General features: G+C 66.9%; 25 protein-coding genes and 1 pseudogene. 11 read left to right on the top strand and 15 right to left on the bottom strand.

The window, feature by feature from the left end; genetic code table 11:
- Window positions 1-164: 164 nt before the first annotated feature.
- The 7 genes and pseudogenes from BLU17_RS16910 to BLU17_RS16880 form a co-directional block, all read right to left on the bottom strand.
- Window positions 165-442: pseudogene (locus BLU17_RS16910) on the bottom strand (chromate transporter); the annotation flags it as partial.
- Window positions 443-545: 103 nt separating this feature from the next.
- A complete protein-coding gene (locus tag BLU17_RS16905) occupies window positions 546-2,921 on the bottom strand; it encodes a bifunctional diguanylate cyclase/phosphodiesterase (RefSeq protein WP_091998559.1) in 2,376 nt (791 codons plus the stop codon).
- A gap of 344 nt (window positions 2,922-3,265) precedes the next feature.
- Window positions 3,266-4,162, bottom strand: a complete 897-nt coding sequence (locus BLU17_RS16900) for a PhzF family phenazine biosynthesis protein (RefSeq protein ID WP_091998445.1) — start codon at window positions 4,160-4,162, stop codon at window positions 3,266-3,268.
- 104 nt (window positions 4,163-4,266) lie between these two features.
- Window positions 4,267-4,731 (bottom strand): RidA family protein, encoded by a 465-nt coding sequence (locus tag BLU17_RS16895; RefSeq protein ID WP_091998442.1) that lies wholly within the window; start codon window positions 4,729-4,731, stop codon window positions 4,267-4,269.
- 50 nt (window positions 4,732-4,781) lie between these two features.
- Window positions 4,782-5,981, bottom strand: a complete 1,200-nt coding sequence (locus tag BLU17_RS16890) for an aminotransferase-like domain-containing protein (protein WP_091998439.1) — start codon at window positions 5,979-5,981, stop codon at window positions 4,782-4,784.
- A 134-nt stretch (window positions 5,982-6,115) separates the two neighbouring features.
- Window positions 6,116-7,021, bottom strand: a complete 906-nt coding sequence (locus BLU17_RS16885; RefSeq protein ID WP_091998436.1) for a DMT family transporter — start codon at window positions 7,019-7,021, stop codon at window positions 6,116-6,118.
- Between the two features lie 31 nt (window positions 7,022-7,052).
- Entirely contained in the window at window positions 7,053-7,742 is a 690-nt protein-coding gene (locus BLU17_RS16880; protein WP_091998556.1) for a VOC family protein, read from the bottom strand.
- A gap of 197 nt (window positions 7,743-7,939) precedes the next feature.
- Here BLU17_RS16880 and BLU17_RS16875 point away from each other — a divergent pair, with 197 nt between their 5' ends.
- From BLU17_RS16875 to BLU17_RS16860, 4 genes are all read left to right on the top strand, one after another.
- A complete protein-coding gene (locus tag BLU17_RS16875) occupies window positions 7,940-9,433 on the top strand; it encodes an aminotransferase-like domain-containing protein (protein WP_091998433.1) in 1,494 nt (497 codons plus the stop codon).
- Window positions 9,434-9,566: 133 nt separating this feature from the next.
- Window positions 9,567-11,477: a molecular chaperone HtpG gene (gene htpG / locus BLU17_RS16870; protein ID WP_091998430.1), complete on the top strand. Its 1,911-nt coding sequence runs from the start codon at window positions 9,567-9,569 to the stop codon at window positions 11,475-11,477.
- 112 nt (window positions 11,478-11,589) lie between these two features.
- Window positions 11,590-12,240 (top strand): chorismate--pyruvate lyase family protein, encoded by a 651-nt coding sequence (locus BLU17_RS16865; protein ID WP_091998554.1) that lies wholly within the window; start codon window positions 11,590-11,592, stop codon window positions 12,238-12,240.
- 17 nt (window positions 12,241-12,257) lie between these two features.
- Window positions 12,258-12,758, top strand: coding sequence for a DNA-deoxyinosine glycosylase (locus BLU17_RS16860; protein ID WP_091998551.1), 501 nt, complete (start codon window positions 12,258-12,260; stop codon window positions 12,756-12,758).
- 61 nt (window positions 12,759-12,819) lie between these two features.
- Here the strand turns inward: BLU17_RS16860 and BLU17_RS16855 are convergent, their stop codons facing one another.
- A complete protein-coding gene (locus BLU17_RS16855) occupies window positions 12,820-13,203 on the bottom strand; it encodes a hemerythrin domain-containing protein (RefSeq protein ID WP_091998428.1) in 384 nt (127 codons plus the stop codon).
- Between the two features lie 385 nt (window positions 13,204-13,588).
- Between BLU17_RS16855 and BLU17_RS16850 the strand changes: the two genes are divergently transcribed.
- The 5 genes from BLU17_RS16850 (at window position 13,589) to BLU17_RS16830 (ending at window position 18,633) form a co-directional block, all read left to right on the top strand.
- Window positions 13,589-14,122, top strand: a complete 534-nt coding sequence (locus tag BLU17_RS16850; RefSeq protein WP_091998425.1) for an energy transducer TonB — start codon at window positions 13,589-13,591, stop codon at window positions 14,120-14,122.
- A 127-nt stretch (window positions 14,123-14,249) separates the two neighbouring features.
- A complete protein-coding gene (locus BLU17_RS16845) occupies window positions 14,250-15,170 on the top strand; it encodes a class I SAM-dependent methyltransferase (RefSeq protein WP_091998423.1) in 921 nt (306 codons plus the stop codon).
- A gap of 322 nt (window positions 15,171-15,492) precedes the next feature.
- On the top strand, window positions 15,493-15,726 hold the full coding sequence (locus BLU17_RS16840) for a DUF3311 domain-containing protein (RefSeq protein ID WP_091998421.1): 234 nt from the start codon (window positions 15,493-15,495) through the stop codon (window positions 15,724-15,726).
- The gene (mctP, locus tag BLU17_RS16835; RefSeq protein WP_091998419.1) at window positions 15,723-17,273 is read left to right on the top strand and encodes a monocarboxylate uptake permease MctP; all 1,551 of its coding nucleotides are present in this window, start codon (window positions 15,723-15,725) and stop codon (window positions 17,271-17,273) included. Before BLU17_RS16840 ends, mctP begins: the two co-directional genes overlap by 4 nt.
- 250 nt (window positions 17,274-17,523) lie before the next feature.
- Window positions 17,524-18,633: an FUSC family protein gene (locus BLU17_RS16830; RefSeq protein ID WP_425434100.1), complete on the top strand. Its 1,110-nt coding sequence runs from the start codon at window positions 17,524-17,526 to the stop codon at window positions 18,631-18,633.
- A gap of 37 nt (window positions 18,634-18,670) precedes the next feature.
- On the opposite strand, the gene BLU17_RS16825 is transcribed toward BLU17_RS16830, so the two are convergent.
- From BLU17_RS16825 to BLU17_RS16805, 5 genes are all read right to left on the bottom strand, one after another.
- Window positions 18,671-19,099 carry a VOC family protein gene (locus tag BLU17_RS16825; protein ID WP_091998415.1) on the bottom strand — a complete coding sequence of 143 codons (429 nt, stop codon included), beginning with the start codon at window positions 19,097-19,099 and terminating at the stop codon, window positions 18,671-18,673.
- Between the two features lie 311 nt (window positions 19,100-19,410).
- Window positions 19,411-20,370 carry a transaldolase gene (gene tal, locus BLU17_RS16820; RefSeq protein ID WP_091998412.1) on the bottom strand — a complete coding sequence of 320 codons (960 nt, stop codon included), beginning with the start codon at window positions 20,368-20,370 and terminating at the stop codon, window positions 19,411-19,413.
- 312 nt (window positions 20,371-20,682) lie between these two features.
- Window positions 20,683-21,909 carry a benzoate/H(+) symporter BenE family transporter gene (locus BLU17_RS16815; protein ID WP_091998410.1) on the bottom strand — a complete coding sequence of 409 codons (1,227 nt, stop codon included), beginning with the start codon at window positions 21,907-21,909 and terminating at the stop codon, window positions 20,683-20,685.
- Window positions 21,910-22,014: 105 nt separating this feature from the next.
- Window positions 22,015-23,187, bottom strand: a complete 1,173-nt coding sequence (locus BLU17_RS16810) for a vWA domain-containing protein (protein ID WP_091998408.1) — start codon at window positions 23,185-23,187, stop codon at window positions 22,015-22,017.
- A gap of 47 nt (window positions 23,188-23,234) precedes the next feature.
- Window positions 23,235-24,086, bottom strand: coding sequence for an AAA family ATPase (locus tag BLU17_RS16805; protein ID WP_091998405.1), 852 nt, complete (start codon window positions 24,084-24,086; stop codon window positions 23,235-23,237).
- A 419-nt stretch (window positions 24,087-24,505) separates the two neighbouring features.
- Here BLU17_RS16805 and BLU17_RS16800 point away from each other — a divergent pair, with 419 nt between their 5' ends.
- Both BLU17_RS16800 and BLU17_RS16795 read left to right on the top strand, forming a co-directional pair.
- Complete coding sequence (locus tag BLU17_RS16800) at window positions 24,506-24,871, top strand: c-type cytochrome (RefSeq protein WP_091998403.1); 366 nt, start codon at window positions 24,506-24,508, stop codon at window positions 24,869-24,871.
- An 18-nt stretch (window positions 24,872-24,889) separates the two neighbouring features.
- Window positions 24,890-25,285, top strand: a complete 396-nt coding sequence (locus BLU17_RS16795; protein ID WP_091998401.1) for a c-type cytochrome — start codon at window positions 24,890-24,892, stop codon at window positions 25,283-25,285.
- Window positions 25,286-25,403: 118 nt separating this feature from the next.
- Here the strand turns inward: BLU17_RS16795 and BLU17_RS16790 are convergent, their stop codons facing one another.
- Together BLU17_RS16790 and nth are read right to left on the bottom strand one after the other, a co-directional pair.
- A complete protein-coding gene (locus tag BLU17_RS16790; protein ID WP_091998399.1) occupies window positions 25,404-25,838 on the bottom strand; it encodes a DUF1841 family protein in 435 nt (144 codons plus the stop codon).
- Window positions 25,839-25,930: 92 nt separating this feature from the next.
- Window positions 25,931-26,575 (bottom strand): endonuclease III, encoded by a 645-nt coding sequence (nth, locus tag BLU17_RS16785; RefSeq protein WP_091998397.1) that lies wholly within the window; start codon window positions 26,573-26,575, stop codon window positions 25,931-25,933.
- Between the last annotated feature and the right edge of the window lie 21 nt (window positions 26,576-26,596).

The following is a 26,596-nucleotide window of genomic DNA, read 5'->3' as shown; positions in this document are numbered from 1 at the left end:
CGCGCAATCTCACGCAACGTCCGAAAAGTCGCGCCTGCCGGTGAAGAGGCGCTCGCGGAAGGCGCGGCGAGGCAGCCCGACGGCACGAACTGCGCGAGCGTGGCGACGAGCGCGCCTACCTAGCCATCCACACGAGATAGCCGAAGAAGGGCACCACGTTCAGGAGCGGCCCAGGCGCCTGCACGTCCGCGCAGCACGTGACCCAGTTGCACCGCGACGTTGCAGCCCATCGGCCCCGGCACCAACCACGCGAGCGCGGCGAGATCGGAAAACGCCGTTTGCGTGAGCCGCGCGCCACGTCGTGCTGCTCCAGTTGCGCCATGAGCGCGAGGCCGCCCCACGACACCGATGACAAGGTCAGCACGATGCGAAAGAGCGTCGGAAGCGGTTCGTCTTCGTCGCGGGCGGGCGTCGCGAGTGCGTCGTCGGTGCGGGTTTGCATGACCGGATCATGCATGCGGGGGAGCGTGTGAATCTATCTGCACCGGCATGCGCAAGATGCGTGCGCGTGCGCGTCGCGCGCAAGCGGCTCGCCTGCGGGGGCGTCAGTGCGACTGCGGCGCGTCGCTCAGGCGCTCGTTGTTGCGTGCTTCGCGCGCGGCATTCGCGCCCGGCGGCTGCGCGGCGCTGCACACGCCGAAGCGCTCGATCAGCGCGGCCACGCCTTCCACGGGCACCGGGCGCGAGAACAGGAAGCCCTGTGCCTCGATCGGCCCGAGCGCGGAGAGCCAGGCGATCTGCTCCTCGGTCTCGGTGCCTTCCACGACCACGGTGAGCCCGAGCGAACGCGCGAGATTGACGATCGCCGACACCATCACGCACACGCTGCGGTCGGCGGGAATGGCCTGCACGAACGAGCGGTCGACCTTGAGCGTATCGACGGCGAAGCGGTTCAGGTAGGACAGCGAAGAATAGCCGGTGCCGAAGTCGTCGAGCGCGACGCGCACGCCGAGACGCTTCAGCGCGAAGATCTTTTCGGAGACGAGCTCCGGGTACTCCATCATCGCGGTTTCGGTGATTTCGAGTTCGAGCCGGTGCGCGGCGATGCCGGTCTCTTCGATTGCGCGCGCAACGGTCTCGTAGAGGTCGCCGCGCCAGAACTGCACCGCCGAAATGTTGATGGCGAGCGTGAGCGATTCGTAGCCCTGCTGCTGCCACCGCGCGAGCTGCGCGCACGCGGTGCGGATCACGAAGTCGCCCACCGGCACGATGAGGCCCGTCGATTCGGCCACCGGAATGAATTCGCCTGCGGGAATGAGCCCGTACTGCGGGTGGTTCCAGCGCACGAGCGCCTCGAAGCCCGTGATGCAGCGCCGACGCAGATCGATCTTCGGCTGGTAGGCGAGAAAGAGCTGGTCCTCGGCGAGCGCGACGCGTAGCTGCTGCTCCCACTTCATCAAGTGGTCGGCGCGGTGGGCGAGTTGCGGCGAGTAGAAGCGAAAGCAGTTGCGCCCGGCCTCCTTCGCGGCGTACATGGCGAGATCGGCTTTTTTCAGCAGATCGATTTCGCTTTCGTGCGCGACCGCGAAGAGTGCGATGCCCGTGCTCGCGTGCAGCACGAAAGCGCTGCCGCGCACGTCGAACGGATGCGTGAACGCGGCGCTGGTGGCCTCGGCGAGCGCGATGGCGCGCTTTTCGATGTCGTCGCCCTTCACGATCACCACGAACTCGTCGCCGCCGATGCGTGCGAGCGTGCCTGCGCCGCTCACGGCGTCGGCAAGGCGCGCGGCGCTCATCTGCAGGACGATGTCGCCGGCGTTGTGGCCGAGCGTGTCGTTGACCGTCTTGAAGTTGTCGAGATCGATGAAGAGGATGGCGAGGCGCCCGAGGTTGCCGGGCTGCGAGACTTCGTGGCGCAGGCGCTGCAGCGTGGCGTAGCGGTTGGGCAGGCCCGTGAGCAGGTCGTACTGCACGAGCTGCGACATCTCGCGCTCGCGCCCGAGCAGCTTGCCGATCAGGCCCGTGGCGACGGCGAAGAACGAGAGCATGGCGAGCGAGATGAACGTCGCCATCATCAGGTAGACGTCGCGCGTGTGGTTGTAGTCGGCGAATTCTTCGGCCTGCGAAAGACCGACCAGCACGGCGAGCGGATAGCCGTCGATATGGCGGTACGAGACGATGCGCGTGACGTGGTCGATCGGGTCGACGTAGGTACCCGAAACATGCTCCGAGATCGGGTACACGCCGCTCGCCGAGAACGTGCCGTCCGCGCGTTCGGCGTTGCCCGTGCGGCGCGCGAGCACGGCGCCGCTGTCCGAGATCACGGCGATCACGCCGTCACGGCCGATCGCCGCGTTGTTGTAGAAGTCGCTCGTGAAGTAGCCCGGGTCCTCCGACACCACCACCACGCCGGCGAACGAGCCGTCCGGATGATTGAGGCGGCGCGTCATCTGCAAGGTCCAGTGGCCGGACACGCGGCCGAGCACCGGCTTGCTGATATAGAGCTGGTCGTCGTTCTCGTGCTCGTGCACCTTGAAGTGCTCGCGGTCCGAGAGATCGATGGGCTTGGGGTTCGGATCGGCCGTATTGGCGACGAGCTTGCCGTGCTCGTCGATGATCGACACCTGCACGAGCGAGTCGCTCTGCACCACGCCCTTCTCGACGGTGCTCGCGAGATTGAAGCGCCCCGGCGACTTCTCGAACTCGTACTTCACGAAACGCGTGATCTGGTCGACCTGGTGGATCGCCTTGACGGTGTGCTGTTCGAGCGCCGCCGAGAGGATGGCCGCCGAGGCCGCGGCCTCGCGCATCGTCGCATCCTTTTCGACCGAGAGGCGCGCGAAGATGACCGCCCACAACAGCACCAGCACCAGCACGCCGAGCAGCGGAATGGCGAGCAGCGCGCGCGGCCGCGTCCAGGCTGGACCCGGCGCGCCGCGCAGGCTCGAATCGCGGGAGAACGGACTCCGGATCGCGCTCATCGCGGCCGCCGCACGCGCGTAGCGCCACACCGCGGATGCGGCGGCCGGAATGGCAACGGAGCGCTCGGATGGATCGGCGGCATGAGTGACGGACGGCTGGGGAAGACGCGCATTGCGCGCGGACAATGAACGCCGGACGCGTCACGCGTCCGATGTTTCGATATTACTGGTTGGGGATGGATTAAGGAAGCTATGGTCCCCCGGGTATACACGAGGGTCGTCTCGACGGCCCGGCGATGCCCATGTGCGGTGCATAAACGCGACGCGGCGCATGGCGGCGGACCATGCCGCGCGCATGAGGACGGAGGCGAAGGCCGCGGGGGGCACCTCGCGCTCGCCGTTGTTCAGTCGAGCCGGCAGGTCCCGTCGACGACCGTCACCGAATGCCCGCCAATCCAGATCTTGCCGGCTGCATCATCGACGCCTGCGGCGTTGCCGTAATCGATTTGCACGCGGCCATCGCGGCCCAGTACCGTGCCCTGGCGCACCGTGTAGCGCGCGCCCGGACGCCGGTTCTGCCGTTCGAGCAGCATGGCGATGGCGGCGTTCGCGCTGCCGGTCACGGGGTCTTCGCCTTTGCCGAGGCCCGTCATCAGGCAGCGCACTTCGAAGGTGGCGGGACCGTCGGCTTCATGCGGGCCGTAGGCGGCGAGGCCGTGCGCGCCGACGCTCGCGGCAACCGATTCGAGCGCGTCGTAGTCGATGTCGAGCGCAAGCACCGCTTGCGCCGATGCGAGCCGCACGACGAGCCACGGCGCGCCGTTGTCGACGCCGCAGGGCGTCGCCGTGAAGTCGATGGCGTCCGAGCGCAGCGCCGCGCGCAACGCGTCGTGCTGCGCGGCTGCGAGCGCCGTCGTGCGCGCGGGCGGCGCGGCGAAGGCCCACGCGCCGTGCTCGCCGGCGGCGAGCTCGACAAGGCCCGCGCCGCATTCCTGCACGAGGCGGCCGGCCCTTTTCGGCGTGCGGCCGCTTTCGAGGAACGCGTGCGCCGTGCCGAGCGTGGGGTGGCCCGCGAAGGGCAGCTCGCCTTTGGTCGTGAAGATGCGCACGCGATAGTCGGCGCGCGCGTCGGTCGGCTCGAGCAGGAAGCTCGTTTCCGAAAGATTCGTCCAGCGCGCGATGGCCTGCATCTCGTCGCCGCTCAGCTTGTCGGCGTCGAACACCACGGCGAGCGGGTTGCCCTTGAATGGACGCGACGTGAAGACGTCGACCTGTTTGAAGCGCACGCTGTGCTGGGTCATGGCGGGGCGAGGAGTGACGGAGGAGCGATTGCGCGAGTGCTCAACCACGGAGCGCAGGGAACGCGCGGGCGACGAGACGGCCCGCGCGAGTTACCGCTGGCCGCTTATTCGACTTCGGCGATCAGCTCGATCTCGACGCACGCGCCGAGCGGAATCTGCGCGACGCCGAAGGCCGAGCGCGCGTGCTTGCCCTTCTCGCCGAACACGTCCGCGATCAGCTCCGAAGCGCCGTTCGTGACGATGTGCTGCTCGGTGAAGGTGAGCGTCGAGTTCACGAGGCTCATGAGCTTGACCACGCGCTTGACCTTGTTGAGGTCGCCCGTGTGGGCGTGCAGCGTGGCGAGCAGGTCGACGGCGATCGAGCGCGCGGCGGCCTTGCCTTCCTCGGTCGTGAGCGAGTCGCCGAGCTTGCCGGCCCATACCTTGCCGTCCTTCTTGGCGATGTGACCGGACAGGTACACCGTGTTGCCGCTCTGCGCGCTCATCACATAGGCCGCCGCGGGGGCGCCGGCCTGCGGCAGTTCGATGCCGAGCTGTTCGAGACGGTCGTAGATGTTGATGTCAGCCATGATCAGGATTCCTCGTTCGGGTGGTGAATCGATAAAGGCCCGGCGTCGTATCAGGCGTGCGCGCGGATCAGGGCCGCGAGCTTCGCGACGCCTTCTTCGATCTTCGCGGGCGGCACCGTGACGAACGACAGGCGCAGCTTGTTGTGTTGCGGATCGTTTGCGAAGAACGGCGCGCCGGGCACGAAGGCCACGTTCTGCGCGACGGCTTCGGCGAGGAGCTTCATGCTGTCGACGTGGGCGGGCAGCGTCACCCACACGAACATGCCGCCTTCGGGGCGGTTCCAGCTCACGCCTTCGGGCATGTTGCGCTTGAGCGAGTCGAGCATTGCCTCGCACTGGTCGCGATAGAGTGCGCGCACCTTCGGGATGTGCGTGTCGAGGAAGCCGTCCTTCACCACCTCGTAGACGATGCGCTGCGTGAAGCTCGGCGTGTGCAGGTCGGTGGCCTGCTTGGCCTGCACGAGCTTGAAGTGCAGGTCTTCGGGCGCAATGATGTAGCCCACGCGCAGGCCCGGCGCCAGCACCTTCGAGAACGAGCCCAGATGCACGACGTGCTCGGGCGCGAGCGAGTGGACCGTGGGCAGCGGGTTGCCCGCGTAGTCGAGCGCGCCGTAGGGATCGTCTTCGATGACGGGGAAGGGCGAGCGCCTGGCGAACTCCGCGAGCGCCTGGCGGCGTTCGAGCGGCAGGCGGCGGCCCGTGGGGTTCTGGAAGTTCGGGATCGCGTAGAGCAGGCGCGCGCCGGCCGTGAGTTCGGGCGTGAGGCCTTCGGGCACGAGGCCCTTTTCGTCGGTCGGGACCTGCACGTATTTCGGCTCGTAGAGCGAGAACGACTGCAGCGCGCCGAGGTAGGTGGGCGTTTCCACGAGCACGGGGCTATCGGGCGAGACGAGCACCTTGCCGATCAGGTCGAGCGCCTGCTGCGAACCCGTCGTGATGAGCACCTGCGACGGGCGAACCTTCGCGCCGCCCACCGAGTGGCGCGCGGCCACCCACTCGCGCAGCGGCATGTAGCCTTCGGTCGCGCTGTACTGGAGCGCGCCGGCGGGGTCCTCGCGCAGGATGCGGTCGGCGGCGGCGCGCATTTCCTCGGCCGGAAAGCTGGCCGGCGCGGGCAGGCCGCCCGCGAACGAAATGACTTCGGGGCGTTCGGTGACCTTCAGGATTTCGCGAATTGCCGAGCTGGTCAGCTTGATCGCGCGCTCGGACAGTTGCCACGCGGGGGCGGCCTTGAGATCGCTTTGGTCCATGGGGTCTCCTTTATTGGGGTCGGGCGAGAAGATACGAATACATATATCCGGATGCGAATCGAGGCGGCGGTACCGGGCGCGATCGCGTGCGGCCGGCTGCCGCCGAAAACCGTCGATTATGACGCGAAACCTGTTCACGCGCGCGCCGGAGCGGGGACGGCGCCGATCGCGGCGCGCCGGCCCAGCATGACCGTGGCGATCACGGCGGCCGCATAGAGCCATGCCGAGGGTGCGACCTGCTCGCCGAACAGCAGCGCCGAGAAGGCCATCGTGAAGAAAATCTGCAACAGCTGCACCTGGCCCACGCGCGCCGTGCCGCCCATGGCGAGCCCCGCGTACCAGGCGAAAAAGCCGATGAACTGCGAGAACAGCGTGACGTAGCCGAAGGCGAGCCAGGTCTTGAGCGCGACGGGCCCGGGGTGCGCGACGTGGTGCGCCCATGCGAGCCAGCCCACGGGCAGCGCGAGGAACGGCGCGGAAACCACGAGCGCCCAGCAGATCACCTGCCAGCCGCCGAGCTGGCGGGCGAGGCGCGCGCCTTCTGCATAGCCGAGCGCGCCGATGCCGACGGCGATGAGCATCCACGCGTCGCCCGCGTGCAGTGCGCCGCCGCCCGCCTGGAGCGCGAACGCGATCACGAGCGCGCTGCCGATGAGCGCGCTGGCCCAGAACGCCTTCGAGGGCCGCTCGTGCGAGAGCCACGCCGCGTAAATGGCCACGGCGAGCGGCTGCAGCCCGTTGACGATGGCGCCATGCGAGGCCGGCACGGTCTTCATCGCCAAGGCCGAAAACACCGGGAACGCGACGATCACGCCCAGCGACACCACCGCGAGGCTCTTGACCTGCGGCCAGGTGGGCCGCTTCTCGCGCCGGATGGCGAGCAGCAACGCGGCCGGCACGGCGGCGGCGAGCGCGCGGCCGAGCCCGTTGAGGAGCGGGTGGAATTCGGCGACGACGATGCGCGTCATCGGCAGCGTCAGGCTGAAGATCATGACGCCGACGAGGCCGAGCAGCATGCCTTGGGTTTCGCGTGCTTTCATGCGATGCCTTGCGTGGCTTGCGCTCGACGGATCAGCATGCCGGCGCGCCGAGCGTGCGCGGTCCGGACGGGGTTTCGAACTGCGCGACGAGCGCGGGGGAAAGGGCTGCCTCCACGGCGATCAGGTGCGTGGCGCCGAGCCACTGGAGCTGTTCGCGCACGCGCTGCGCCTGCGGATGGAAGCCGGTGAGCGACGTGAGCGCGATGCCGCTATCGGCGAGCAACTGCGCCGGGTGGCGGGCGGTGTCCCACTGGATCAGCGAGGGGAGGACGCCGTCGCCCGCGCCTTGCCACGCGGGGAAGGCGCCGTCGTCCGCCACCGTGAGCTGCCAGGAGAAGTCGCCGCGCGTCATCGGCACGAGTTCGGGAATGCGCTGCGGGTATTGGTCCCGCCAGCGCGCGAGGTTCTTCGGCGGCTCGACGCGCGCGACCCAATGCGCGAGGTACGGGCCGCGTTCGAGCCGCGCCTGTACGGCGGGGTCGTCGAGCGCGAAGAGCCGCGCGCGGGCATTCGCACCGCTTTTTGCGCCGGGATCGGCGGCGATGACTTCCAGATATGCGTCGCCCCACAGCCCGAGCAGCCGGTTGTGCGTGCGCATGAGCGGGTGTGCGCCGCCGCCTGCGGGCGCGACGCCGAGCGCGTCGCTCACGTATTGCACGCCTTGTTCCAGCGTGCGCGCGGTGACGACGAGATGATCGAGGCGAAGCGGCGAGGCATTCACGTTCATGGGGAAGCGGAGCAGGGAGCGGGCCGGAGCCGGAAGGAAGAAGGCGGACCCCTGCGCCCGAACGGTGCGCAAAGGGCCGCAGCCGGATCCTTACCGGTACGCGTGCGATCAAATGTACCGGTATGGCTGCGGACAGTAACGGTACAATCGGCCCGATAGTGCACTGTACAGTTCAAGTTCCGGGAGAAGTCATGTCCGCCGTCCCGCTAGACCAGATTCCCGCGCCGCATGACGCGGCGACGCTCACGCTCGTCGACCAGCTCGTGCAGTGGGGTCGCCGCCGCATCGAGGAGCGCGTGTTCCGCCCCGGCATGCGGATGCCGTCCATCCGCAAGCTCGCGCTCGACAAGGGCGTGTCGCGCTTCACCGTGGTCGAGGCGTACGAACGGCTGGTCGCCCAGGGCTATCTCGACTCGCGGCGCGGCTCGGGGTTCTACGTGCGCGAGCGGCTCGCGCTTGTCGCGGGCGAACGCGCGCCGGCGGCGGCAGGGGCTTCCGCGCGCGCCGACGGCAACGCTGCCGGTGCCGCGCCTCCCACCATCGACGTGGTCTGGCTGCTGCGCAACATGCTCCATACGTCGACGCGCCCCGAAAAAGGGCCGGGTCTCGGCTATCTGCCCGCGCGCTGGCTGGACGGCGAGCTGCTGACGGGCGCGATGCGCTCGCTCGGCCGCCAGAGCGGCACGCAACTGCTCGGCTTCGGTTCGCCGCAAGGCTTCCTGCCGCTGCGGCAGCAGCTCCAGACGCGCATGGCGGAGCTGGAGATCGGCGCGACGCCCGAGCAGATCGTGCTCGTCTCGGGCATCACCCAGGCCATCGACCTGCTCGCGCGCATCTACGTGCAACCCGGCGACACGGTCGTCGTCGGCGATCCCGCGTGGTTCCAGATGTTCGGCCGCTTTGCCTCGCAGGGCGCGCGGCTCGTGGGCATGCCGTACACGCCCGAAGGCCCGGACCTCGACGCACTCGAAGCGCTGGTCGAAACCTGGCAGCCGAAGATGCTTGTCATCAACTCGGTGCTGCAAAACCCCACGGGCACCTCGCTCACGGCCGCGCAGGCGTTTCGCATCCTGCGGCTCGCCGAGCAGCACGACTTCATCGTCGTCGAGGACGATATCTACGGGGACCTGTGCCCGGCGGGCTATCCGGCCACCCGGCTCGCGAGCCTCGACCAGCTGCGTCGCGTGATCTACCTCGGCAGCTTTTCCAAGACGCTCGCGCCGAATCTGCGCGTGGGCTACATCGCCAGTGCGCCCGACGTGGCCCAGGCCGTGGCGGACCAGAAAATGCTCGTCGGCATGACGAGCCCCGAGCTCAACGAGCGCGTGCTTTACCGCGTGCTCACCGAAGGCCACTACCGGCGCCACGTGGAGCGCCTGCGCGCGCGCCTCGACGGCGTGCGCGACAAGGCCGCGCGGATGCTGGAGCGCGCCGGTTGCCGGCTCTTCTCGGCGCCCGGCGCGGGCATGTTCCTGTGGGCGGACACGGGCGTCGACGCGGACGCGTTGACCGCGGCGGGCCACGAAGCGGGCTTCCTGCTCACGCCGGGGAGTCTTTTCTCGCCGCACCAGTCGCCTACCACGTGGATGCGCTTCAACATCGCCAATTGCGGCGACCCGGCGCTGCCGGCGTTTCTCGGCGACTATCTGGGCGGCGTCGAGCGGCGCGGCGGCGCGCAAATGTGAATCCGGAGGGCGGCTCTTGAAAACGTCGCCGCCTGTCCCCAAGTGGGCGGGCGGCGCGCCGCGAAGCGATTTCCATCGAACTCGCGGCTCACGATCTGTCAGACCAGAACTGCAACGAAAGAGGACCCCGACCATGGCACAAGAAACCATGAGCTTCCAGGCAGAAGTGAAACAGCTTCTGCACCTGATGATCCATTCGCTGTACAGCAACAAGGAGATTTTCCTGCGCGAGCTGATTTCGAACGCGTCGGACGCGGCGGACAAGCTGCGCTTCGAGGCGATCGGGAACAGCGCGCTTTACGAAAACGATCCGAACCTGCGCATCCGCGTGGGCTTCGACAAGGCCGCGCGCACGATCACGATCGACGACAACGGCATCGGCATGAGCCACGACGAAGCCGTGTCGAACCTCGGCACGATCGCGCGCTCGGGCACGAAGGAGTTCTTCGGCAAGCTCTCGGGCGACCAGCAGAAGGACGCGGCGCTCATCGGCCAGTTCGGCGTGGGCTTCTACTCGGGCTTCATCGTCGCGGACAAGATCACGGTGGAAAGCCGCCGCGCGGGCTTGCCGGCGGCCGAAGGCGTGCGCTGGACGAGCGCGGGCGAGGGCGAGTTCTCGGTCGAGGCGATCGAGCGCGCGCAACGCGGCACGAGCATCACGCTGCATCTGCGCGAAGACGAGGACGAGCTGCTTTCCGCGTGGAAGCTCAAGTCGATCATCCAGAAGTATTCGGATCACGTCGGCCTGCCCATCGAGATGAAGAAGGAAGAATGGGACGCCGAAAAGAGCGAGATGGTCACGAAGGACGAATACGAGACCATCAACCAGGCGAGCGCGCTCTGGACGCGCGCGAAGAGCGACATCAGCGACGAGCAGTACCAGCAGTTCTATCAGCACCTCGCGCACGATCACCAGAATCCGCTCGCGTGGACGCATAACCGCGTGGAAGGCCGCAGCGAATATACGCAGCTGCTGTACGTGCCGTCGCATGCGCCGTTCGACCTGTGGAACCGCGATCACAAGAGCGGCCTGAAGCTCTACGTGAAGCGCGTGTTCATCATGGACGACGCCGAACAGCTGCTGCCGAACTATCTGCGCTTCGTGAAGGGCGTGGTCGATTCGAGCGACCTGCCGCTCAACGTCTCGCGCGAAATCCTGCAGGAAAGCCGCGACGTCAAGGCGATTCGCGACGGCGTGACCAAGCGCGTGCTCTCGATGCTCGAAGAGATGGCGAACGTCGCTACGGACACCGAAGCAAAGGAAGAGGACAAGGCGAAGTACGCCACGTTCTGGACCGAGTTCGGTCAGGTTCTCAAGGAAGGCATCGGCGAGGATCACGCCAACCGCGAGCGCGTGGCGAAGCTCGCGCGCTTTGCGTCGACGCACAACGACACGAGCGAGCAGACTGTTTCGCTCGCCGACTACGTTGCGCGCATGAAGCCCGAGCAGACGAAGATCTACTACGTCACCGCCGACACGTGGCAGGCGGCGAAGAATAGTCCGCACCTCGAAGTGTTCCGCAAGAAAGGCGTGGAGGTGCTGCTCCTCACCGACCGCGTGGACGAGTGGATGCTGTCGTTCCTCAACGAGTTCGACGGCAAGCCGCTCGCGAGCGTGGCGCGCGGCGACCTCGACCTCGGCGCGCTCAACGACGAGGAAAAGCAGCAGCAGGAGAAGGTGAACGAGGCGTTCAAGCCGCTCGTCGAGCACATGAAGGAAGCGCTCAAGGACAAGGCCAAGGACGTGCGCCTCACGTTCCGCCTGACCGATTCGCCGTCGTGCCTCGTGGCCGACGAAGGCGACATGAGCGGTTATCTGCAGCGCATGCTCAAGGCAGCGGGTCAGCAGGCGCCGCAGATGCAGCCCATTCTCGAAGTGAACCCCGAGCATCCGCTCGTGAAGGCGCTGCGCGCCGATAGCGCCGACTTCGGCGACTGGTGCCATCTGCTGTTCGATCAGGCGCTGCTTGCCGAAGGCGGCGTGCTGGAAGATCCCGCGAGCTTCGTGAAGCGCACGAACGCACTGTTGATCGCGCGGGCTTGAGGCGCGGTTTCCCGCAGTCGCGAACCCCTTGCGGTTATTTGCCGCAAGGGGTTTTTCGTTTGACCGGCAAGCTCGCGGCGGACCGAAACCCCCGCGGCCTATAATGCGCGCCATGCCTCTCCGATTCGATGCCGCTGACGCGCGCTGGTGCGTCAAGCCCTTGCCCGCCTTGAGCGCCGGCCAGAAAGACTGGCTCACGCGCGGCGGTTCGCTCACGGCGCATTTGCGCACGCTCGGACGCGTCGAAGTTCGCGTGACGCGCGAAGCCGTCGATATGCCCTGGCCCGACGAATACGCGGCGCTCGGCCTTGCGCCGCGCGCGCGCGCGTGGGTGCGCGAGATCGTGCTCGCGGTCGATGGCGTGCCGTTCGTCGCGGCGCACAGCGCGACGCCGCTCGCCGCGAGTCACGGTGTGTGGCAGGCCATGCGCCGCCTGCGCACGCGGCCGCTCGCGGAACTGCTCTATAGCGATAGCGGCGTGGCGCGGTCGGCGCTCGTGAGCCGGCGTGTGAGCGCGCGGCACCCGCTCCACGCGCTCGCGGCGCGCGAGACCCCGGCCGCGCAGGCACATCATGTGTTCGTCGCGCGCCGCTCGGTGTTCGAGCGGGCAGGCGCGCCGCTGCTCGTGACCGAATGCATGCTTCCCGCGCTATGGTCGCGCCTCTCGCGCGACCCGCTCATGCCCGAAACGGCCGTGCACCTCGGACGCGAGCGCGGGCCGCTCGATCACACCGCGTCGCGCGCGCATCACGCGCCGCGTTGAACGTTTCGCGCCTCGCCATGACCTTCAAGCGCTGCTTCGATCCCGTCGTCGACGCGCATACGCGCGTGCTCATCCTTGGCAGCCTGCCGGGCGAGGTGTCGCTCGCGCATCAGCAGTACTACGCGCACAAGCAGAACAGGTTCTGGCATCTGATCGGCGACGTTATCAAACGGGATCTGGCAGGCATGGCATATCCCGCCCGGCTCGATGCGCTACTCGAACATCGCATCGGGTTGTGGGACGTCGTGGCCGAAGCGCAGCGCATCGGCAGTCTCGACAGCCGTATCCGCAATCATGCGAGCAACGATCTCGTCGCGCTGGTGGAGACGTTGCCGAATCTGGCCGTCATCGCCTTCAACGGGGGAACGGCGGCCAGAATCGGCACGCGGGCGCTCGGAGAAAAGGCCGCCGCCTACCACCTCGTGCATTTGCCGTCGAGCAGCCCCGCGTACGCGGCAATGCCATATAAGGAAAAACTGGCGATCTGGTGCAAGCTGCGAGACTGGCGGGAAGGATGACATTGGCGGCCGGCATGTGTGCGGGCACGCATCCAATGCATCGTCGCCGCTTTTGCAGCGCTCAGGCGCAATGCCGGTCGAAGGCGGGGTACAGGCGCACCTCTTCGCGCGTCATGCGCTGCCGCAAATGGGCAATCGCGCCGCCCATCTGGCGCGCAAAATCCAGACCGGATTCCCCTCTTTCGAGCGCGTCGAAGAAAGACAAGGTTTCTTTCGAAATGTTCTTCATCTCCGATGCGAAAGACGCCGCCAGTTCCCTGGTCTGGTCGCGAGCCAGCATTTGAGGGTACAGCTTGCTGTCCTCGCGGGCGAGGTGACCTACGACCAGGCTGCGCGCCTGCTTGAGGTACTTTCGCCCTTCATCCGACAAGCCGAGTGTCTGAACCTTCTCGAGTAGTTTGAAAATTTCCTGGTGCTCGTGCTTCAGCGTGGTAACGATGGACATGATTCTTGGAATCAGATGAGTGTGACTAACGTCACGCCGGCATGGAAATGCCTCCAGTCCCGGCGCAGGGCGGAACATCAAACATGCATGAGTAGTGCATGGATACATGCTACGCCCGCCTGATGCTCCGATGCACAAACCCTTTGCGTCGATGGGGTAACCCGCGCCGAACGATATCGCCTTCCTTGCCGCCCCTGCGGCCTGCGCGCCGATGACATTCGCCGCGAAGCGCGCGCAATGGCGCGCATGGGATGCGTTCGTATAACGGGCATGCGGGTCATGCGAGCGCTAGCGAACACAGGCGTAAGCGCGCTGCAATCTGGCCGCGCTAGCATGGTCTCGCGAACGCCTCGGTGCGCGTCCACCGACGGGACACGAGACCATAATGAACAAGAAACGCCTGCCCCCGATCGTCTTTTCCCTTACGCTTTTTCTGAGTGCCTGCGCGTCCGACGACGTCTCGTCGGTGGGGCCGCACGTGCGCCCGTCGCCGCAGGAGGTCATGAACCGGTGCCTCGCGGCCGTCGCGACGCCAGGCTTCGCGCCGCCCACGGAGGCGACCTTGGGCGCCTGGCAATGGAAGCGCTACGTGAGCTGCAAGCTCGGCGGCAACATGCTCGTCAATCCGAAGAAAGTGCCGATGGAGAGTGAAGCCATCGTGTCGATCCGCGCCGCGTCCGACGGCTCCATCGTCTCCGTGAAGCTGTTGCGCCCGAGCGGCAACGACGATCTCGACGAAGCCGTCGAACGCGCGATCGATGCCGCCGGACCGTTGCCCGCCGTGCCGCGCGCATTGCATCTCGCGCGCATCGACATGCATTTCCATCGAGTGCGGGTCGATCCGCTTGCGTTGCAGCCGGGGCAGCCGGGGATCGGCGGCGAGCACAATGGCAGGGCACTTGCGGACGATAGCCATTGACGCACGCGTCGCGGCCCGGGTCTCGGCGTGCCTGCGATACCGGGCTCGATGCGCCGCGAATGCTATGCTCTCGGTCGCCCGAGCAGATGCACCTGCATCTGCGCCCCCACAGCAAGCGATTTTTTACATGACGACTCTCATCAAGCGCGCCTCCGCCGAGGCACGCGCATTCAAGAAAGCCAGCGCCGCAACGCAGACGAGCCAGACCGCAAGGGTGACGAAGAGCCCGCGCCGCGCCACCGCTGCCGCCGACGACCTCGACGACGCTCCGGTCATCGAAGCGCCGCGCAAGCCGCGTTTCGCACCCGTCACGTTTTCGGAGGAGAGCGGCGTGCGCTATCTGCACTTCGGCACCGAATGGGTGCAGGGTGCGATGCGCCTGTCGAAGCCGCAGCACATCGAGCTCGAATACGCGCAGCAAATGATGGCCTGGCTGCTCTTTCTCGCCACGCCCGCGCGCATCGTGCAACTGGGTCTCGGCGCCGCGGCGCTCACCAAGTTCGCGCACCGCTACCTGCGTCCCGCGAAGGTCGAGGCGATCGAGCTGAATCCGGCGGTCGTGGTGGCCGCGCGCACGATGTTCGAGCTGCCCAGCGACGACGCGCGCCTCACCGTGCGCGAACTCGACGCATGGGACTTCGTGCAGGACCGCGCCAATCACGGCACGATCGGCGCGTTGCAGATCGACGTCTATGACGCGACCGCGCGCGGCCCGGTGCTCGACAGCGTGGCGTTCTACCGCGCCGTGCGCGCGTGTCTCGCCGATGCGGGCGTCGCGACGATCAACCTGTTCGGCGATCATCCGAGCTTCGTGCGCAACATGAAGCGCCTGAAGGAAGCCTTCGACGGCCGCGTGATCGCGCTGCCCGAGGTGCACGAAGGCAATCGCGTGGTGCTGGCGTTCTCGGGCCCGGCGCTCGAAGTGACCTACGAGGCGCTCGAAAAGCGCGCGCGTTTGCTCGAAAGCAAGCTCGGTCTGCCCGCACACCAGTGGGTGAAGGCGCTGCGCGAATCGAGCGGCCAGAACGGCGCGACGTTCTCGATCTGATCCGCGCGAGCGGCGCTGGCGCCGCTTCATCACCCTGAAAGCCGGCCACGTGGCAACCACGGGCCGGCTTTTTTGCGTCCGCGCGGGCTCCTCACCGCGATTCCGGACGGTTTTTAGGACGTAGCGCAAGCGTCGGCTCTTGACAACGGCCTTCTGATTGGGGTCCGCCCTGCTTGACCATGCGGCGTGGCCTCTATACTCTTTTCAGCGCTTTCGGGGACCTTGCGGGCTATCCGTTCGCGAGGCCATCCGCCGCCTCACGTCGGGCGCCGGACCGCAAACGAAGCAAGGTCGCATAACTACATAAGCACGAGGAGACGTCATGGCTCACGACGCCGACGCCGGAAAATCAAGCAAGCATTGGCTATGGCTTTTGCTGCTGCCCTGGATCGCGATGATCTGGGTGCCGTCATACAACAGGGTCGAGCCCACACTGTGGGACTTCCCGTTCTTCTACTGGTATCAGCTTCTTTGGGTGTTGATCAGCGCCGTCATTACCGCGCTCGTCTATCACAAGACGAAGACCCGCAAGGGCGACGCAGGGGGCGCACAATGAACGTCACCGCAACGATCGTTTTTGTCCTGTTCTTCCTCGGCGTCACGGTTCTCGGCTTCGTGGCCGCCCACTGGCGCAAGGGCAACCTCGCGCACCTCGACGAATGGGGCCTCGGCGGCCGCCGCTTCGGCACGGTCGTCACCTGGTTCCTGCTCGGCGGCGACCTCTACACCGCCTATACCTTCGTCGCCGTGCCGGCGCTCGTGTTTGGTGCGGGCGCAACGGGTTTCTTCGCGCTCCCGTACACGATCCTCATCTATCCGTTCGCGTTCGTCGTGTTCCCGAAGCTCTGGGCCATCGCGAAGCGCCACCACTACGTCACCTCGGCCGACTTCGTGAGCGCGCGCTATGGCAGCCGCATGCTCGCGCTCGCCATCGCCGTGACGGGCATCGTCGCGACCATGCCGTACATCGCGCTGCAGCTCGTGGGCATCGAAGTGGTGATCGGCGCGCTCGGTTTCGACACCACGGGTTTCGTCGGCGACCTGCCGCTCATCATCGCCTTCGCGATTCTCGCCGCGTACACGTACACGTCGGGCCTGCGCGCGCCGGCCATGATCGCGGTGGTGAAGGACATCCTCATCTACATCACGATCATCGTGGCGATCATCGTGATTCCCGCGCAGATGGGCGGTTTCGGCCACATCTTCGGTGCGGTCCCGCCCGCCAAGCTGCTGCTGAAGTCGCCCGACGCCGCGAGCCTGAACGGCTATAGCGCGTACGCGACGCTCGCGGTGGGCTCGGCGCTCGCGCTGTTCCTGTACCCGCACTCGGTCACGGCGATTCTCTCGTCGTCGTCGGGCAACACCATCCGCCGCAACATGGCGATGCTGCCCGCGTACTCGCTCGTGCTCGGCCTGCTCGCGCTGCTCGGGTACATGGCGCTCGCCGCGGGCGTGAAGGACATGCCGGAATTCGCGCCGTACTTCAAGGCCTTCGGCCCGAACTTCGCGGTGCCGGCGCTGTTCCTGCACTTCTTCCCGTCGTGGTTCGTGGGCGTGGCGTTCGCGGCGATCGGCATCGGCGCGCTGGTGCCCGCGGCCATCATGTCGATCGCGGCGGCCAACCTGTACACGCGCAACATCCACAAGGAGTTCATCAACCGCAACATGAACCACGAGCAGGAGACCAACATCGCCAAGCTGGTCTCGCTGATCGTGAAGGTCGGAGCGGTGGCGTTCATCCTCGGGCTGCCGCTCACGTACGCGATCCAGCTGCAACTGCTCGGCGGCATCTGGATCATCCAGACGCTGCCTGCCATCGTGCTCGGCCTCTATACGCGCGTGCTCGACTATCGCGGCCTGCTGGTCGGCTGGGCGGCCGGCATCGCGACCGGCACGTGGATGGCCATTTCGCTCAAGCTCGCGGGCTCGATCTTCACGATCCACCTGTTCGGCATGGCCGTTCCGGGTTATGCCGCCGTGTGGTCGCTGATCGTGAATCTCGTGGTCTCGGTCGCCGTGTCCGCGCTCGTGCACGTGTTCGGCATGCAGAAGGGCGAGGACCGCACGCGTCCGGAAGACTATCTCGACGTCGTCGAGAGCTGAGCGGATCCGGCCCGGCGCGCGCCGCCGGGCCGGGTTTTGCCTGGTCCTTTGCCGCAATGCCCGCAACGAACGGTTGCGGGCATTTGTTTTTCTGGTGCACGATGGCCGCTGGGACGCTGCCTTGCCGGGCGTCCGGTTTTCAACCGGCTCACATCCAGCTCGCGCCATGGCCTCATCCGAAACCGACTCTTCCCCGCACGGCGGCGCCCAACGCCTGCGGCCGCCGCGTCGCCGTTCACGTTTCGCGCGCATGTGGCGTTCGCTGACCTCGCCGTATTACCGCTACCGCAACGCCAAGGTGATTCACAGCGTGCGCGTCGGCCTCGCGATGCTCGCCTCGATTCTCGCGACCACGGGCATCGACATTCCTCACGGCATCTGGGCGTCGGTCACGCTGCTCGTCGTGATCGGCGGGCTTCAGCATCACGGCAACATCCGCAAGAAGGCCGCGGAGCGCGCGCTCGGCACGTTGCTCGGCGCCGCGATCGGCCTCGTGCTGATCGTCGTGCAGGCCGCGACGGGCTCCGCGCCGCTCACCTATGCGCTGATGTCGCTTGCCGCCGCCGTGTGCGGCTATTACGCGATCGGCAAGCCGGGCTACGTCGCGCTACTGGCCGCCATCACGATGTGCATCGTCGCGGGCCACGGCGACAACCTCATCGATACGGGACTCTGGCGCACGCTCAATGTGATGATCGGCATCGTCATCGCGCTCGCGTTTTCGTTCGCCTTGCCGCTGCACGCCACGTATTCGTGGCGCTACCGCCTCGCCGACAATCTGCGCGAATGCGCGCGCATGTACGCCCAAGCGGCGAACGGCGAGCACGTGGACGCCGACGAGCAGGCGCAGACCTTCATGCGTCTGAACGCGCGGCTCGTGCAGTTGCGCGGCCTGATGCCGTCGGTGGCCAGGGAGATCGACGTACCGCTCGCGCGGCTCGAACAGGTGCAGCGGCTGCATCGCTCGATCCTGAGCGCGCTGGAAATGCTTTCGACCGGTACGGGCGGTTACGAACAGGCGCTCGTGCGCGTGGCGTTCGCCGAGCGCGGCGACACGGTGCGCCGCGCGCTCCTCGCCACGGCGCGCGCGTTGCGCTTTGGCGGCGGGCGTCAACCCGGCGCGGCGGCGCAGGCGTTGCGCACGGCAGTCGCGAACGGGCGAGGACGCGTTGGGGACGGGCGAGGGGCGAGCGCAGGCGCTTTGCCCGAGGCCGCGGGCGGCGCACTGGCGCCCCAGATGCAAGGGCCATACTGGCTCAGCCTGCGCGTGGAAGAGCAGGTGGAGCGCCTGCGCGCGTTGCTTCTCGACATCGAGCCGCGCTGGAACATCGAGCGCGCCGCGTCGCACCGCATGGTGTGACGTCTCGCGCGCCTCGCCCGCCGAGGCCGAGGCTTGGCTAGGCGGGTTGCTGGAGCGGGGGCGCCGTGACCATCCAGGGCACGCCGAACCTGTCGGTCAGCATGCCGAAGCCCGGCGACCAAAAGGTCTTCTGGAACGGCATCGTCACGTTTGCGCCCTTGGCGAGGGCGTTGAAATAACGCTCTGCTGTGGCGGCGTCGGAGCCGGTCAGCGAGACGCTGAAGCCGAGGAACTTGTCGTTCTGCGTCATGCAGCCGCCGTCGGACATCATGAGCTGCGCGTCGCCGATCTGGAGCGTCGCATGCATGATCTTTTCGGCGAGCTCCGGCGGCATGGGGCGCTCCGGATCGGGCGGCGCCTCCTTGAAGCGCATCTTGAACAGCTCCTGCGCACCGAGCGCCTCGCGATAGAACGCGATCGCCTCGTCGCAATTGCCGGGGTAGAAGAGATAGGGCTGGATGTGCATCGTCGGTTTCCTTGCGGAGTGGACGTGGGGCGGCCCCTTCGCTCTTTGGCGCGCGGGTTGACGCGGGGCCGGATCGCGCGGCGGTTCGCGCCGCAGCCCTGATTCTAGGCGCGCGCCGGGCCGCCGCCGAGCGATCTTCGCCAGGGTTTGCGAGAGCGCGGACGGGAACGGGCGTTGCGGCGGCGCCAGCAACGCCAAGGGCCGCACATGCGGCATGTGCGGCCCTTGGGGGCGTCGGCATCGGGCCGGCGGCGCCCGCTTCGCGCGACTCGTGCTTCCTGTCGCACGCGAGGGGGCGTTACTAGGGGGCGTTACTTCGCGCGCAGCGCTTCGATCATCTTTTCGAGCTTGATCGCGTCGGCGGCGAAAGCGCGGATGCCTTCCGCGAGCTTCTCCGTCGCCATGGCGTCTTCGTTGAGCTGGAAGCGGAACGACGGCTCGTCCACGGCCACGCGCTCGATGTGCGCGTCCTTGAACGCTTGCGCCGAGAGCTTGCGCTCGACCTTCTCGTTGCTGTCGTGGAGCTTTTGCAGCAGGTCCGGGCTGATGGTGAGCAGGTCGCAGCCGGCCAGTTCGACGATCTGGCTCGTGTTGCGGAAGCTCGCGCCCATCACCTCGGTCTTGTAGCCGAACTTCTTGTAGTACGCGTAGATCTTGCGCACCGACTGAACGCCCGGGTCGTTCGCGCCGCCGTCGCTGGCGTCGTCCCAGTCGGCGCCCTTGGCCTTCTTGTACCAGTCGTAGATGCGGCCCACGAACGGCGAGATCAGTTGCGCGCCGGCTTCGGCGCACGCGGCGGCTTGCGCGAGCGAGAAGAGCAGCGTCATGTTGCAGCGGATGCCGTCCTTCTGCAGCACCTCGGCGGCGCGAATGCCTTCCCAGGTCGACGCCAGCTTGATGAGCACGCGCTCGCGCTCGATGCCGGCCTGCTTGTAGAGGTCGATGATGTGATGCGCCTTCTCGATCGAGCGCTTCGTATCGAACGAGAGGCGCGCGTCCACTTCGGTCGAGACGCGACCCGGAATGATCTTGAGGATTTCGGTGCCGAACGCGATCAGCAGGTGGTCGATGATCGACTCGAGCGATTCGCTCGCGTGATCGCGCACGGTTTTCTCGAGCAGCGGCCTGTACTCGGCTTTCTGGACCGCCTTGAGGATCAGCGACGGATTGGTGGTCGCGTCCTGCGGCTTGTATTGCACGAATTGCTGGAAGTCGCCCGTATCGGCGACGACGGTGGTGTACTGCTTGAGCTGATCGAGTGCGGTAGTCATGTCAGGCCTTGTGGGGCGCGTGCGCGCCGGCATCGGTGAGAGTTGGACGGCCGGTGCGCACCGAGCGTGAACTCGGGCGCGCCGGGCGGAACGCGAAAAGGCGCTGCGTCGTTGCCGGCCGGCTTGGGCGGTGAGGCGCGCGAACCCGACCGGCAGCGGCGCGATTCGCCGCGCGGATCGTGCGCGGCTCACATCGTCATTTTATGGCGGAAACGGGTGGCGTAGCGTTTTGACGCGGGCGCGACGGCAGCGCCAGGGGCCGCAGGCCGCATGCCCGTGCCGGGCGCTGCGATCCACGGCGCGCCGAACGCATCACGCGCGCCGCGCGTGCAGCGCGAGCTGCGTGACGACCCCCGCCACGAGTCCCCAGAACGCCGCGCCGATGGAGAGCAGCGTGAGCCCCGAGGCGGTCACCATGAACGTGATGAGCGCGGCCTCGCGCTCCCTCGGGTTCTGCATGGCGTTGGTGAGGCCGCTCATGATCGACCCGAACAGCGCGAGCGCCGCGATCGATACCACGAGCGCCTGCGGAAACGCCGCGAACAGCGCCGCGATCGTCGCGCCGAAGGTGCCCGCGATCAGGTAGAAGACGCCGCACCACACGGCCGCCATGTAGCGCTTCGTGCGGTCCTCGTGCGCGTGCGGGCCGGTGCAGATCGCCGCGGTGATAGCCGCGAGATTCACGCCGTGCGAGCCGAACGGCGCGAGCACGAGCGAGGCGAGGCCTGTCGTGGCGATGAGCGGCGAGGAGGGCGCGACCGTGTGGTCGTAACCGTCGGCGCGCAGCACGGCGATGCCGGGCACGTTCTGCGAGGCCATCGCCACCACGAAGAGCGGAATGCCGATGCTCACGACGGCGGTGACCGAAAACGCCGGCATCGTGAACACGGGCCGCGCCACCGCCACGCGGAAGTGGCTGAAATCGAGCAGCCCGAGCGCGGCGGCTGCCGCGATGCCGATCGCGAGCGTCGCGACGATCGCATATCGCGGCACGAGGCGCTTCACGATCAGGTAGCCGAAGAACATCGTGAGGACGAGCGGCGTCTGCACCTGGGCGGCATGGAAGATCTCGATGCCGATCTCGAACAGGATGCCCGCGAGCAGCGCCGCGGCGATGCCGGCGGGAATGCGTTTCATGAGCGCGTCGAACCAGCCGGTGAGACCCACGGCCGTGAGCAGCACCGCGCAGACGATGTAGGCGCCGATCGCCTCGGCGTAGGGCACATGCGGCAGCGAGCTGATGAGGAGCGCCGCGCCCGGCGTGGACCACGCGACCACGATGGGCGCGCGGAACCACAGCGACAAGCCGATGGTGCTCAACGCCATGCCGATGGAGAGCGCCCAGATCCACGAGGAGATCTGCGCGTCGGAGAGATGCGCGGCCTGGCCGGCCTGGAACATCAGCACGAGCGAGCTGGTGTAGCCGGTCATCATCGCGACGAAGCCAGCCACGACTGTCGCGATCGACGTGTCGGCGAAGGGGCGCAGCGGTCCCGGCCTGACGCTTGCTGGCAGGTTGGGAGAGGAGGGCGCGGTCATGCTGGTGGTCTCCGGATTGTGCGTATGGGGAGCGGCGAGGGGAAGCGGCGGCGCGGCCTCGTGGCACGCGCCGCCCCGGACAAAAGCAGAGGGAGGGGCTCGCGCCTACTTGCTCAGCACGCGCATGGCTGTTTCGAGCCCGGCGACGGTGAGCGGATACATGCGGTGCCCGAGAATCTCGCGAATGATCGACACCGACTGGCGGTACTCCCATAGTCGCTCGGGCTCGGGATTGAGCCAGGCGAAATGCGGAAACTGGTCGGCGAGCCGGCGCAGCCACACGGCCCCCGCTTCCGGATTGTTGTACTCGACCGAGCCGCCCGGCTGCAGCACCTCATACGGGCTCATGGTGGCGTCGCCGACGAAAATCAGCTTGTAGTCGGGCGTGAACTTGTGCAGCAGGTCCCACGTGGGCGTGCGTTCGGCGTGGCGGCGGCGATTGTTCTTCCACAGATAGTCGTAGACGCAGTTGTGGAAGTAGTAGAACTCGAGATGCTTGAACTCGGCCTTGGCCGCCGAGAACAGCTCCTCGGTGCGCTTGATGTGGTCGTCCATCGAGCCGCCCACGTCGAGCAGCATGAGCACCTTCACGTTGTTGTGGCGCTCGGGCACCATCTTGAGGTCGAGCCAGCCCGCGTTCGCGGCGGTGCTGCGTATCGTGCCGGCAAGATCGAGTTCTTCGGCCGCGCCTTCGCGCGCGAAGCGGCGCAGGCGCCGCAGCGCCACCTTGATGTTGCGCGTGCCGATCTCGACCTGGTCGTCGTAGTCGCGAAACGCGCGCGCGTCCCACACCTTCACGGCGCTGCGCTGCCCTCCTTCGCCGCCGATGCGGATGCCCTCGGGGTTGTAGCCGCCGTTGCCGAACGGCGACGTGCCGCCCGTGCCGATCCACTTGCTGCCGCCTTCATGGCGCTCCTTCTGTTCCTCGAAGAGCTGCTTGAGGCGCTCCATCAGCTTGTCGAGGCCGCCCATCGCTTCGATCTGCGCGCGCTGCTCGGGCGTGAAGTCGCGTTCGAGCCGCTTCTTGAGCCAGTCTTCGGGAATCTCGAAGGCGAGTGCCGACTTCTTCTCGATGCCGCGAAAATACGCCCCGAACGCCTGATCGAAGCGGTCGAAGTATTGCTCGTCCTTCACGAGCGTCATGCGCGCGAGGTAGTAGAAGTCGTCGAGCGAAGGCGCGATCACGCGTTCCTTGAGCGCCTCGACGAGCGTGAGGTACTCCTTCACGGAAACCGGCAGCTTCGCGTCGCGCAGCGTGTAGAAGAAGTCGATCAGCATGCGGTGTCTCCGGCTCTTGCCTGCGGGGTCCTCTTGCGCGGTCCGTGTCAACGGTTGTGGCGGTTCATGTAGATGAGGCGTTCGAACAGCGTCATGTCCTGCTCGTTCTTGAGCAGCGCGCCTGCGAGCGGCGGCATGGTCTTCGCGCCGTCGGCCGCGCGCAGCGCGGAGAGCGGCACGTCTTCGGCAAGCAGCAGCTTGAGCCAGTCGAGCAGTTCGGAGGTCGAAGGCTTCTTTTTCAGGCCCGCGACGTTGCGCAGCTCGAAGAAGCTCTCGAGCGCCGCATTGAGCAGCTCCTTGCGGATGCCCGGATAGTGCACCTCGACGATGCGCTGCATCGTGGCCGGATCGGGAAAACTGATGTAATGGAAGAAGCAGCGGCGCAGGAAGGCGTCGGGCAACTCCTTCTCGTTGTTCGACGTGATGATGACGAGCGGACGCTGCTTCGCCTTGATGAGCTCGCGCGTCTCGTACACGTAGAACTCCATGCGGTCGAGTTCGCGCAGGAGGTCGTTCGGGAATTCGATGTCGGCCTTGTCGATCTCGTCGATCAGCAGCACGCTTTGTTCCCCGGCCTCGAATGCCTGCCACAGCACGCCCTTCACGATGTAGTTGGCGATGTCCTTCACGCGCTCGTCGCCGAGCTGCGAGTCGCGCAGGCGCGAGACCGCGTCGTACTCGTAGAGCCCCTGCTGCGCCTTGGTGGTCGACTTGATGTGCCACTGCATGAGCGGCATGTCGAGCGCCGCCGCGACTTCCTCGGCCAGCATGGTCTTGCCGGTGCCGGGCTCGCCCTTGATGAGCAGGGGGCGCTTCAGCGTGATCGCGGCGTTGACCGCGAGCTTGAGGTCGTCGGTGGCGACGTACTGCGATGAGCCTTCGAAACGCGTGGCGCGCATGGTCAATCCGCTCGCTGGGAAAAAAATCCCAGTATAAGTCAGATGGGGTGTTGCGTCGGAGGCGCCTCGCGTATCGTTGGGTCCGCGCTTTGGGGCGCGGTCGCGCCGGTCGCCGTGCCATTCATGCGGGCCCACCGCTCGTGCCAGGGTTCCTCCGGGTTTCTTCCCGGCCGGCCGCCGCAAAGGCGCGCGCAGCCGGCGCCTGCGGGCGCCCCAGGGCCGCGCGGGCGCCGCCGCAGGCCCGTTCGAGGCCCGCTGGGCGTGGGGCCGCCGGTGGACGGCCGGCGCGGCGTCGCGGTATACTCGGACCGATTTTTTTCGGCCTGCACGGCGACCCCAAAAGTAAAACAGCAGTAATGCGGCGCAGGCCGTGGCCTGCGGTTCGGGTGTTCGAATCCCCTCAAGCCAGGTTGGATGCTATGAAAAAAATTGTCGGCAAGCACGTCGTCATCGGCGCATTTTCGGTGCTGGCGGGCTTCGCGGTCACGGCTCACGCGGACGTCGTGGGCAACGCGAAGGCGGGTCAGGACAAAGTGGCGATGTGTATCGGCTGTCATGGTATTCCCGACTACCGCACCGCCTATCCCGAGGTCTATCACGTGCCGATCCTGGGCGGCCAGAACGCGCAGTACCTCATGAGCGCGCTGCACGCCTACAAGAAGGGCGACCGGCATTTCGAGACGATGCACGCGATCGTGTCCTCGCTCACCGAGCAGGACATCGCCGACATCGCGGCCTACTATGCGTCGCAAACGGCCGCGTCGAAGGACAATCCCAATAAATAACCGGCAGGTAGAGAATCCATGAACAAGCCCTACACGGCTGTGCCTTCGATTGCCGGTGCAACCATCAAGCTCGCGGGCGCCGGGCTCGCGCTGGCCGCCGCGCTCGCGCTCAATCCCGCGCATGCGGCCGACGCCGCCAACGGCAAGGTCCTCGCCGAGGGCCACAACTGCGCGGCCTGTCACGGTCCGGGCCTGAACAAGCCCGTGAGCCCCGAATATCCGAAGCTCGCCGGTCAGCACGCCGACTACATCTACTGGGCGCTGCGCCAGTACCAGATGGGCAGCGGCAACCCGCATCTGGGCCGCAACAACCCGATCATGCAGGCGCAGGTGCAGAATCTTTCGCAGAACGACATGAGGGATCTCGCCGCGTACATCGAGTCGCTCAAGGGCGATCTCGTCAACAAGAAGTAAGCGCGGCGGCGGCGCGCGCCACGCGTGCCGCGTCATGCGAAACACCCCGCGCGGGCCTCGTTTTCGGCGAGGCCCGCGCGGGGTGTTTTTTTGGGGCGGTTTCGGTTCGGTCGCGCGGTCAGTCGCGCGAAGCGCGGCGCTCGATGCGCGCGAGATAGGCGTCGGTGTCGGGCGGGGTGTTCGTGCGTTGCGCTTCCCAGATCGTTTCGCCGAGGCATTCCATGATCGCGTGCTGCGCGTCGTGCGCGGAGCCGAGGCGTGCGGCGAGCCGGTCGTGCGCGGCGCGGATACCGGGCGGCTGGTCGATCGAGAGCTGCTCGCTGATCGCGAGATGCATCGACAAATGCAGGAACGGGTTGCTCTGGCCGCGTTCGGGCGAGTAATCCTGCGCGGCGGCCGCATCGGCATCGGCGAGTTCGGCGTGATACTCGGGGTGCTCGACGATCCAGTCGGCGGCGATCGCCTCGAGCGGCGTGAGAATCTCGCCCGCGCGCTGCTTGCGCCAGGTCTCGGTGAAAAAGCGGCGGACTTCGTCGCGGCTGGGGTTGAACATCTCGGGTCGGTTCTATTGGTGAAGCGCAGGCATGCGGCGCCGCTGCTGCGGCGCCTGGGCCGCTCATTTTACGCCCGGGGGCGCATTCCCGCTCAGAGTTCCGGCGGCGGCGTCTTCGGCTTGAACTCGCACAGCGGCTCGATCACGCAATGCCAGCATTCGGGCCGGCGCGCCTTGCACACATAGCGGCCATGCAGAATGAGCCAGTGATGCGCGTCCTGGCGAAACTCGGGCGGCGTGAACTTTTCGAGCGCGGCTTCGACGGCGCGCACGTCTTTGCCGGGCGCGAGTCCCGTTCGGTTCGCAACCCGAAAGATATGGGTGTCGACGGCGATGGTCGGCTGGCCGAACGCCGTATTGAGCACGACGTTCGCCGTCTTGCGCCCGACGCCCGGCAATGCCTCGAGCGCCTCGCGCGTTTGCGGCACCTCGCCGCCGTACTGATCGATCAGGATGCGGCAGGTCGCAATGACGTTCTTTGCCTTGGTGCGATAGAGGCCAATCGTCTTGATGTAGTCGGCCACGCCTTCCTCGCCGAGCGCAAGCAGCGTCTCCGGCGTATTGGCTACCGGAAACATCCTGCGCATGGCCTTGTTCACCGAAACGTCGGTGGCCTGCGCCGAGAGCATCACGGCAATCAGGAGTTCGAACGGTGTGTTGAACTCGAGCTCGGTGGTGGGATGCGGATCGAGACTTTGCAGCGTTTCGTAAATGGCGCGGCGCTTGGTGGCGTTCATGCTCGTTGTGCGTGGGGCCGT

The organism is Paraburkholderia lycopersici (assembly GCF_900096975.1).
GTDB lineage: Bacteria > Pseudomonadota > Gammaproteobacteria > Burkholderiales > Burkholderiaceae > Paraburkholderia > Paraburkholderia lycopersici.
This window is presented reverse-complemented; position numbering and strand designations above follow the sequence as displayed.

Bases quoted from the DNA above. Each gene is read 5' to 3' on its own strand.
- BLU17_RS16865 (WP_091998554.1), top strand. From the start codon at position 11,590: ATGCCTCTCCGATTCGATGCCGCTGACGCGCGCTGGTGCGTCAAGCCC.
- BLU17_RS16845 (WP_091998423.1), top strand. From the start codon at position 14,250: ATGACGACTCTCATCAAGCGCGCCTCCGCCGAGGCACGCGCATTCAAG.
- BLU17_RS16885 (WP_091998436.1), bottom strand. From the start codon at position 7,021: ATGAAAGCACGCGAAACCCAAGGCATGCTGCTCGGCCTCGTCGGCGTC.
- BLU17_RS16890 (WP_091998439.1), bottom strand. From the start codon at position 5,981: ATGGACCAAAGCGATCTCAAGGCCGCCCCCGCGTGGCAACTGTCCGAG.
- BLU17_RS16850 (WP_091998425.1), top strand. From the start codon at position 13,589: ATGAACAAGAAACGCCTGCCCCCGATCGTCTTTTCCCTTACGCTTTTT.
- BLU17_RS16810 (WP_091998408.1), bottom strand. From the start codon at position 23,187: ATGCTGATCGACTTCTTCTACACGCTGCGCGACGCGAAGCTGCCGGTT.
- BLU17_RS16840 (WP_091998421.1), top strand. From the start codon at position 15,493: ATGGCTCACGACGCCGACGCCGGAAAATCAAGCAAGCATTGGCTATGG.
- BLU17_RS16900 (WP_091998445.1), bottom strand. From the start codon at position 4,162: ATGACCCAGCACAGCGTGCGCTTCAAACAGGTCGACGTCTTCACGTCG.
- BLU17_RS16790 (WP_091998399.1), bottom strand. From the start codon at position 25,838: ATGTTCAACCCCAGCCGCGACGAAGTCCGCCGCTTTTTCACCGAGACC.
- tal (WP_091998412.1), bottom strand. From the start codon at position 20,370: ATGACTACCGCACTCGATCAGCTCAAGCAGTACACCACCGTCGTCGCC.
- BLU17_RS16830 (WP_425434100.1), top strand. From the start codon at position 17,524: ATGTGGCGTTCGCTGACCTCGCCGTATTACCGCTACCGCAACGCCAAG.
- BLU17_RS16905 (WP_091998559.1), bottom strand. From the start codon at position 2,921: ATGAGCGCGATCCGGAGTCCGTTCTCCCGCGATTCGAGCCTGCGCGGC.
- BLU17_RS16860 (WP_091998551.1), top strand. From the start codon at position 12,258: ATGACCTTCAAGCGCTGCTTCGATCCCGTCGTCGACGCGCATACGCGC.
- BLU17_RS16875 (WP_091998433.1), top strand. From the start codon at position 7,940: ATGTCCGCCGTCCCGCTAGACCAGATTCCCGCGCCGCATGACGCGGCG.
- mctP (WP_091998419.1), top strand. From the start codon at position 15,723: ATGAACGTCACCGCAACGATCGTTTTTGTCCTGTTCTTCCTCGGCGTC.
- BLU17_RS16825 (WP_091998415.1), bottom strand. From the start codon at position 19,099: ATGCACATCCAGCCCTATCTCTTCTACCCCGGCAATTGCGACGAGGCG.
- BLU17_RS16800 (WP_091998403.1), top strand. From the start codon at position 24,506: ATGAAAAAAATTGTCGGCAAGCACGTCGTCATCGGCGCATTTTCGGTG.
- nth (WP_091998397.1), bottom strand. From the start codon at position 26,575: ATGAACGCCACCAAGCGCCGCGCCATTTACGAAACGCTGCAAAGTCTC.
- BLU17_RS16805 (WP_091998405.1), bottom strand. From the start codon at position 24,086: ATGCGCGCCACGCGTTTCGAAGGCTCATCGCAGTACGTCGCCACCGAC.
- htpG (WP_091998430.1), top strand. From the start codon at position 9,567: ATGGCACAAGAAACCATGAGCTTCCAGGCAGAAGTGAAACAGCTTCTG.
- BLU17_RS16795 (WP_091998401.1), top strand. From the start codon at position 24,890: ATGAACAAGCCCTACACGGCTGTGCCTTCGATTGCCGGTGCAACCATC.
- BLU17_RS16815 (WP_091998410.1), bottom strand. From the start codon at position 21,909: ATGACCGCGCCCTCCTCTCCCAACCTGCCAGCAAGCGTCAGGCCGGGA.
- BLU17_RS16895 (WP_091998442.1), bottom strand. From the start codon at position 4,731: ATGGCTGACATCAACATCTACGACCGTCTCGAACAGCTCGGCATCGAA.
- BLU17_RS16855 (WP_091998428.1), bottom strand. From the start codon at position 13,203: ATGTCCATCGTTACCACGCTGAAGCACGAGCACCAGGAAATTTTCAAA.